This window comes from Okeania sp. (assembly GCF_983059655.1).
In genome coordinates this window covers 1-7,788 of record NZ_CEZPJD010000363.1, presented here as the reverse complement: position 1 = coordinate 7,788, position 7,788 = coordinate 1, and the positions used below count along the sequence as shown (strand labels likewise).

6 protein-coding genes are annotated in these 7,788 nt (G+C 37.5%); all 6 read right to left on the bottom strand.

The genetic code is table 11. The features are described 5' to 3' along the window. Positions 1-69 precede the first annotated feature (69 nt). The gene (locus AC3DU7_RS19290) at positions 70-738 is read right to left on the bottom strand and encodes a calcium-binding protein (protein ID WP_488040931.1); all 669 of its coding nucleotides are present in this window, start codon (positions 736-738) and stop codon (positions 70-72) included. A gap of 122 nt (positions 739-860) precedes the next feature. Beyond that, entirely contained in the window at positions 861-2,204 is a 1,344-nt protein-coding gene (locus AC3DU7_RS19285) for an MFS transporter (protein ID WP_488040930.1), read from the bottom strand. Positions 2,205-2,552: 348 nt separating this feature from the next. Further along, complete coding sequence (locus AC3DU7_RS19280) at positions 2,553-3,644, bottom strand: hypothetical protein (protein WP_488040929.1); 1,092 nt, start codon at positions 3,642-3,644, stop codon at positions 2,553-2,555. A gap of 74 nt (positions 3,645-3,718) precedes the next feature. Then, entirely contained in the window at positions 3,719-5,176 is a 1,458-nt protein-coding gene (locus AC3DU7_RS19275; RefSeq protein WP_488040928.1) for an energy transducer TonB, read from the bottom strand. 327 nt (positions 5,177-5,503) lie between these two features. Next, on the bottom strand, positions 5,504-5,911 hold the full coding sequence (locus AC3DU7_RS19270; protein WP_488040927.1) for an ExbD/TolR family protein: 408 nt from the start codon (positions 5,909-5,911) through the stop codon (positions 5,504-5,506). Positions 5,912-5,988: 77 nt separating this feature from the next. Further along, positions 5,989-6,672 (bottom strand): MotA/TolQ/ExbB proton channel family protein, encoded by a 684-nt coding sequence (locus AC3DU7_RS19265; protein ID WP_488040926.1) that lies wholly within the window; start codon positions 6,670-6,672, stop codon positions 5,989-5,991. Positions 6,673-7,788: the final 1,116 nt, after the last annotated feature.

Here is a 7,788-nt window from a genome sequence, read left to right as displayed (position 1 = left end):
ATTCAATCCTCTCGGTTTTAACCAGAGGTAATTATCAATTATCCATTATCCATTATCCATTAATGAAAATTAGACTATATTATTTAGAATCTCTTGTGGTGTTGTAAATGCAATTGCAGCTATACTGTCTCCATTTGGTGCAAACACCTCATAGCTGGGTACTACATTGCCGACATTAGTCTGGAATTCTTCATCTAGTATTCTTCCTACTTGTGCTATGTCCGTTCCTGAAGGTAATAGTGAGATGACATCATCACCACCTAATATAATTTCTCTTATAACTATGTTTTCTGGTGTTAAATTACCTAAAAGTGTTAATCTATCACCCTCTGAAGGATCAAAATCTAGAATTATATCCCGTGCATTAGTACTACTATCATCATCTAACAGTGCAAATGTATCAGCGCCTTCTCCTCCAAACACTACATCTCCACCTCTGTCACCAAACAATAAGTCATTCCCAGAATCACCAACTAATAGATCGTTATCTTTCCCTCCTCTCAATGTGTCGTTACCAGCTCCTCCAAAAATCTGATCTTGTTCATTATTACCATTAGCTTCGTCGTTACCACCTTCTAAAAATATTTGGTCGTTATCTTTGCCACCTAATATAACTTCATTACCACTTGAGCCAGTAAGAGTATCAGCTCCTCTCAATGCAAAAATACTAAAGCCAGATTGCAATTCTCCTGTTAATAAAGTACGGCTATCAGGGCCGTCTGTTAAGATAATATCCATTTTTTATTTTTCCTACTTTTTTTACACTGCTTTTCGACAGAAAAGGTTTGTTTAAGAGTAACTAAATTTGAGAGAATAATTTTGCCCCAAACGGATTTTGTTTTGCCATTTATGGAATTATCTCACTGACTACTGGATTGATCATAGTCTGGTAGATTTACTTCAACATTTCGTAATGGATGAAAACTATATGCCAAAATACTAATTAGTATGCTACAGCAACTAATTAGTGATATCTGAAGCGCTATGCCAGCACCAGCACCAGTACCAAATACACCACCAAATATTCCAGCTAAGTAACCATCCGTTTTCATCGCTGGTTCAAATATGTTATCAGCTAACACACCACTAACTGCGATACCTACTGGAGCAATCATTTGGGCTATTAGGTAGCGTGTAGCAAACACTTTTCCCTGGATAGCAGGCTCTACTTTAGAGAGCCAAATTGCTTGATTGAAGCTACCAGGCCACGGTACAAAAAAACCTGCTGAAACTGCTGTTGGTATCCAGATAAAAGATGTTCGCCCCAACGCTAATATTATTTTGGTAAATTCTTCGAGTCCACTGCTAAATAAGAGACCGTTAACCTTTAACTTTGGACCTCCCCAAAGAGTTAGAAGTATAGCACCTAGTGATGCACCTACTCCGAAAGCCATTTGTATGCTGCCAAGTATTACTGTGTTATTATTACTACGGGCTAAGAACATGGCAGCTAGAAGTGATGGTCCAGAAGCTCCCATTAGAAAGTTAGAAATTACCATAAAGCTGATCAGAGCTAACAACCCCTTTCTCTGAAAAATATAACGGAAGCCAAATGTTAACTCCTGCCAATGCCAATTTTTACCACCAGAGTTTTCTACTTCAGGAGTCTTAGGTTGAGGAATATGTATGAACGACAGAATACTAACAGCAACAATAAAACTCATAATGTCAACAAAAAGAATTCCTGTCAAACCAATTAAAGGGTAAAAAACTCCCGCACAGGCAGGACTTAAAACCAAAGAGATACTCAACTTAATTGACATCATTGCCGAACATCTGGAATAATGCTTTTTTGGCACAATTGTGGACATAGAAGCAGAAAAAGCCAGACGTTGCAAATAACCAAATAACCCTTTAATAGCTACTGTCAAGTATATATGCCAGATTTCTAAGTTATTGCTCAGAAATAGTAGTAGGATAGCAATTGTGGATAATCCTGCTATTATATCGCCTAAAATCATCAGTTGTTTGCGATTACAACGATCTACTAATACTCCAACAAAAGATGATGCAACTAATGTAGGTATCTGGGAAAAGAGGAAAATTAAGGATAAAGGTGTTGCTTTACCTGTTAATTCCCATGCCCAGATTGCGATCGCAAAGTTGGTCATTTCTGAACCAATAGCTGATACTAATTGACCTACCCATATTGTGAGGAAAGTACGGAGGCTACTAGATGTTTTTTCAGACTCTGTGGTAGTCATGTATTTGCTATTTTATTTGTATATTGAACTCTATACTCTATTTCAAAAAAAAACTATCAAGCATCTCTATACAAAAAAATAGGAAATAGGAGGCAAGAATTGATGATTTATAGATAATAATTGATTTTATTTTTTTTATAAGTTTATTGAAAGAAAAACATAAGAAGAAACTTGCGATGCGAGAATCTCAAACAACCAAGTTAATTGAATTATGAATTATATCATGTCCGGATAATTAACGATCAAAAAAGTTTTTGTTTGTAGTAGGGCTAAAGCCCTTGAGATATCTATATTAGGGCTAAAGCCCTACTGCGAGCTGTAATTATAACTATTCAACCGGACATGATATTACTGCTTGATTTGACCCTCAATCCAAGTGCCTTCTACTTTTGTACCATCAGCAAAAGTATAGACTCCTTCACCATGTTTTTTGCCGTTTTTAAATTCTCCATTATAGCTTTCGCCATCTGCATATTTGCAAACAACATTACCATTAAAATTACCATCTTTTAGTTCGCCTTCACAGCGATCGCCATTAGTAAAGTTATAGACTCCTCTACCATCCATCCTGCCATTCCGAAATTCTCCCTCATAACTATTGCCATCGGCAAAATTCAGAAGTCCTTGGCCGTCGGGTTCTCCATTCTTAAATGCTCCGTCATAACGGTTGCCATTGGGATATTCTCGCAGACCTTTGCCATGAAATTTACCATCTTGGAATTCTCCTTCATAGCGACCACCAGCTGCAAATGTATATACCCCTGTACCATTGTATTTACCATTAGCAAATTCTCCCTCATAGCGATCGCCATTTGCTAAAGTATAAACTCCTTTTCCATCCCTCTGACCATTACGCAACTGTCCTTCATATTTATTTCCCGTAGAATATTCACAGTAACCAGTGCTATTCAACTTTCCATTTGTTACCTCTCCTTCGCAACGGTCTCCTTTAGCAGTGATAAACGCACCTTTCCCACTAGGTTGACCTGCTTGAAAATTTCCTTCATAACGGGTACCACTAGCAGAAATGAAAGTACCTTTACCATCTAATTTTCCATTCAATACTTCTCCCTCATAGCGATCGCCATTGGCAAATTCCCAAACCCCAGTACCATTAAATTCACCATCTCTAAATTCTCCCTGATAACGACCGCCATCAGCAAAAGTATATGTTCCTTTACCGTCCGGTTTACCATCAACAAAGTTGCCTTCGTAGCTAGCACCATCAGGATATTTGCAGACTCCCTGACCGTTTAATTTACCATTTTGGACATTTCCATCACAGCTAGTACCATCGGGAGAAGTAACTTGTTCAGCAATTGCAAGCTGGGGTAGGATGGCAAAACTTGTGACATAGCAACTAGAAGCTGCCAATAAAATAATTCCTAGTTGTTTTTTGATTAAATTGATCGTTTCAATATTAATAAAATTGATTTTCATAACTAATTTAGTAACTTAATCTATTGACTATTGATTATTGACTATTGACTACTGACTATTGACTACTGAAATAATTATCTCAACCGAAATTTAAGAGTAACTAGAACTCCTATTTTCCCTCCATCTTTTGGGTCTAATTTCCATCCTTTAACTGCTTCTATTGCTGCTTCATCTAGGATAGAATGACCACTAGATTTTTCTATGTAAACATTCATTACACTACCGTCAAAATCAATATCAATTCTTAACTTGGGGTTCCCCTCTAATCCTTGTTCCCTAGCTAAATTAGGATAACTTGGGTCAGGACAGTCAATGCAGGATACACCACCGGAACCAGAACCGGAACCAGAACCGGAGCTAGGTTTTGCCGGTCTCTCTCTTGAACTACCAGAACCTTGTAAAGGCGACCCCACTGCTGCTAGTTCGCCACTACCAGGGTTGCCCGAATTGCTGCCAGTACCATCTTCAAAATTACCAAGACTGCTCAACGCATCTCCAATGCCTGAATTGGACTGACCACTGGCAGTAGGTTGAGTTCCTACTTCTCCTGGTAATGATGGGCGAGAACCTTCTCCTGTATTATCAGAACTCAGGGGCGATCCAAACTGACTATTGCTACTACCAGGATTAGCAGAATTTGTAGCTACATCTCCAAAACTACTTTGTTCGCTGAGGGAACTACCAATATTTGAGTTAGATTGACTAAAACTAGGTTGAGTTCCTACTACTGCGGGAGGTCTTGTCGGTGCAGACCTTTCTGTCTCAATAGGACTTGATAGAGAACTTTCTGCATTACTAATGTCACTAGAAACATCCTCAAAGCTACTTTGTTCGCTCAGAGAACTGCTCAGGTTTGAACTAGGTTCACTAAAGCTAGGTTGAGTTACTTCTGCAACTTCTGGTTTTGGTACTTCAGGAGGAATATTAGCTTCTACTGGTGATGAAAAGGAGTCTGATGCTGTTTCGGGAGTAGATGTACTGTCTGGTTGCACCTCTGCTATGGAGTCTGGAGAAAAAGCTGCTACAGACGGGTTTGGTTGAGCAATAGGTTCAGCAACAACAGGTTCTGGTTCCGGTAATGGTTCTAACTGTTGGGGTTGCTCGATGGGTTCCAGTGCTGTTTCTGTTGGTTGTTCGGGAGAAGAAGGTTCTACTGTTTCTGATATTGCTGTTTCTGTCGGTATTTCAGGAGGTACTATCTCCTGGGGTTGGGCAATAGCTGTTTCTAATGGTTCTGGGGGTATAACCTCTTGTTCTTCTACTTTTTCTTCAACTTCTGGTTCCTCTACTTTTGGTTCCTCTACTTTTTCTTCAACTTCCTGTTCTGGTGGAACTTCTTCCGGTTCTTCTACAAAAATTAGTTCGATTGAATCTTCCTCTTGTTCAGGGGGTCTATCCAATATTCCACTAATCGCTAATGCAAGAACCCCTGCATGGAGGATAGTTGAACACAACAAACCATAAATGACGAACTTCCTAACAGTTTGTCTATCTTTTTGCTGCTGTTCTATACAAGTAGTTGAAAGACTCATTTTTATTTAATTAATAATTTAACTTAATGTCTCCTCAAAATGTTGAAAATATAGATAGTTGATTAGGGCGATAATTTATCTGATAAATTAATTTTATATTTTTGGTTCAAACTAAGGTAAGTTACTAAATAAACATCTCCAAAAATAAAAAATAAAATCAATTATTACCCAGAAATTATCAATTATTCTTCCCTGTTCCCTGTTCCCTGTTCCCTGTTCCCTGTTCCCTCTTTTCTGGAGATATCTAATAATTATCAATTATTCATTAATAATTAGATATTCTTTTCATTATCCATTATCCATTGTTAATTATCAATTTTTGAATAGCTACTTTGGTTTTTTAGTGGCGATCGCCAATTTGACTTCATCTATCCGTCGTAGTCGGTCCATAACTGCCACTACATCACCATGATCTACCTCTTCATCCGCTTTTATTGTGACTATAGATTTTTGATTAGGCAATACAAGTTGACGTACTGCTTTTTCCAAAACATCTATTTCTACAGGTTCGCGGTTCAGAAATATTTTTCCGGCTTCATCGATCGTTACAGTTATTTGTTCAGTTTGTTGAAGTTGAGATGTAGCAGCTTTTGGTAAATTAACTGGCAAACCCTCTGAACGGGTTAAAAACAAGGTAGAAATGATAAAAAAGGCCAATATAGAGAATATAACATCAATCATTGGCAAGATATTTATCTGAGGCGTTACATCTATATCGTCATCAATTAAGCGCATAATATCGGTTTTTAAATTTCTAAGTTTTTATTGATTTTTAATTTTATATGTAAAAACAGCCAAATTAATTTGCTTGATTACACGCCAGATTGAGCTTTTTCTAATGATATATTTGCTGAATTATTTAGATTAAAATCTCCTTTTTCATAATGAATTCTATATAGCAGTTCAAGCTGACCGCCATATTCTTGAATTAAAGCTACTTGTCGTTTATAAAATCCTCGAAACATATTGCTAAATACAAGGGTGAAAATAGCTACTACTAATCCTAATACTGTAGATGCTAAAGCTTCACTAATACCACCCGTTACTCCCGCGCTACTACTACCGCCAACATCGCCTATGTTTAATGAAGAAAAAGAGGTAATTAATCCTAAAACAGTTCCTAACAAACCAAGCAGAGGAGCAACGTTAATAATAGTATCAAATATAGTGTTAAAACGACGGAGATTAGGAAGTTCTGCTGACGCTGCACTTTCTAGAGCTAGGCGTATTTCATCTGGTGTTGGTTGCTCTAGCTCTAAAGCTTCCAGAAAAATGCGAGCAATAGGTAAGTCAGCGTTCTTCTGAAGTATACTTAGAGCAGTATAAGCATCTGTTTTATATATTTTAAGTACCTTTTGAACTACTAGGTTTTGCCGTCGCAAAACTTTAAACCAAAATGCACTACGCTCTATAACTAGGGCGATCGCTAAAAGAGAAAACATTAATAGTGGCCAGGCAACAATGCCAGCATTTGTAATAAATTGACTAATTTGCATTAAATCTATAATTCATTAGTAGTTATGGACAAAAACTAAATTTAATCTAGGTTTAGCATATACCTAATATAGCTAATAAATAGGAATTTATCTTAATAATTTTTTTGATTAGTCCTGAAAAGTCGGATATTTATAGCAATGTGCGCTGGCATATTTACAAATTGCAGGAAGTGTCCAATAGCTAAAAGTCTTATATGATAAGCTTTTTATTCCCCCTGTTGCCTGTTGCCTATTGCCTGTTGCCTGCGCGCAGCGCTATATAATTCGGCGTTGCTGATTCTAGGTATGATTTTGCCCCCCTAACCCCCCAACTTTGGCAGGGCTGTTTCATTCTCGATTGACACGGGGACACGGAGACACGGAGACACCGGGATAGAGGCTTTGAACTTATGATTAAAAGTTGATTTTTCACCATTTTCGTCAGAGCAAAAGGGACGCTTATTGGCGCTCAAAATTGGCAAATTTTGGTGAATTTCACTGTCCCAAAATCCCCTCATCTCTCGTTCTCCCGCGCATCGTTAATTTACAAGACTTTGAAACAGCCCTGCCCAACTTTGGGGGGAATAAAACTCTCAAAGTACCCCATTTTTGGGGGATGCACGGGGGCTTGACTAGAACCAAACAATCGCACATTCATACTTCAATTCAACAACACCTATAATTCTTACCAAAACTATACTACTAAAATTACTTGATAATCTTTGATAGCGATTACAAAGCTTGCCATGTTAGAGTCGATCGTTGATACTAATTGACCTCCCCAAATTTATGAAGAAATTTTGCCAGCTCTTCGGTCGTCTTTGTGACGTTTTTACGGTCATATATTCACATGGTATTTAATTTAATTTTTGTTTGTAATTGAACTTAATGATTATTTGATTTTAAGTATTCCCACTGATATTCTAATGATTTTTTCTTAAAAAATGACTTAAAATTGAGAAGAAATCCGTTTTAGGCAAGAAATCCGTTTTAGGCAATATTTATGTATATGATTATATATATATGATTTATAGCGTTTCCCAAAGTCGTGAGGTACAGTTAGTTATCTTTTTGTCTTTTTATTCCCTGCTCCCTGTTCCCTGTTCCCTGTTCCCTGTTCCCTGTTCCCTGTTCCCT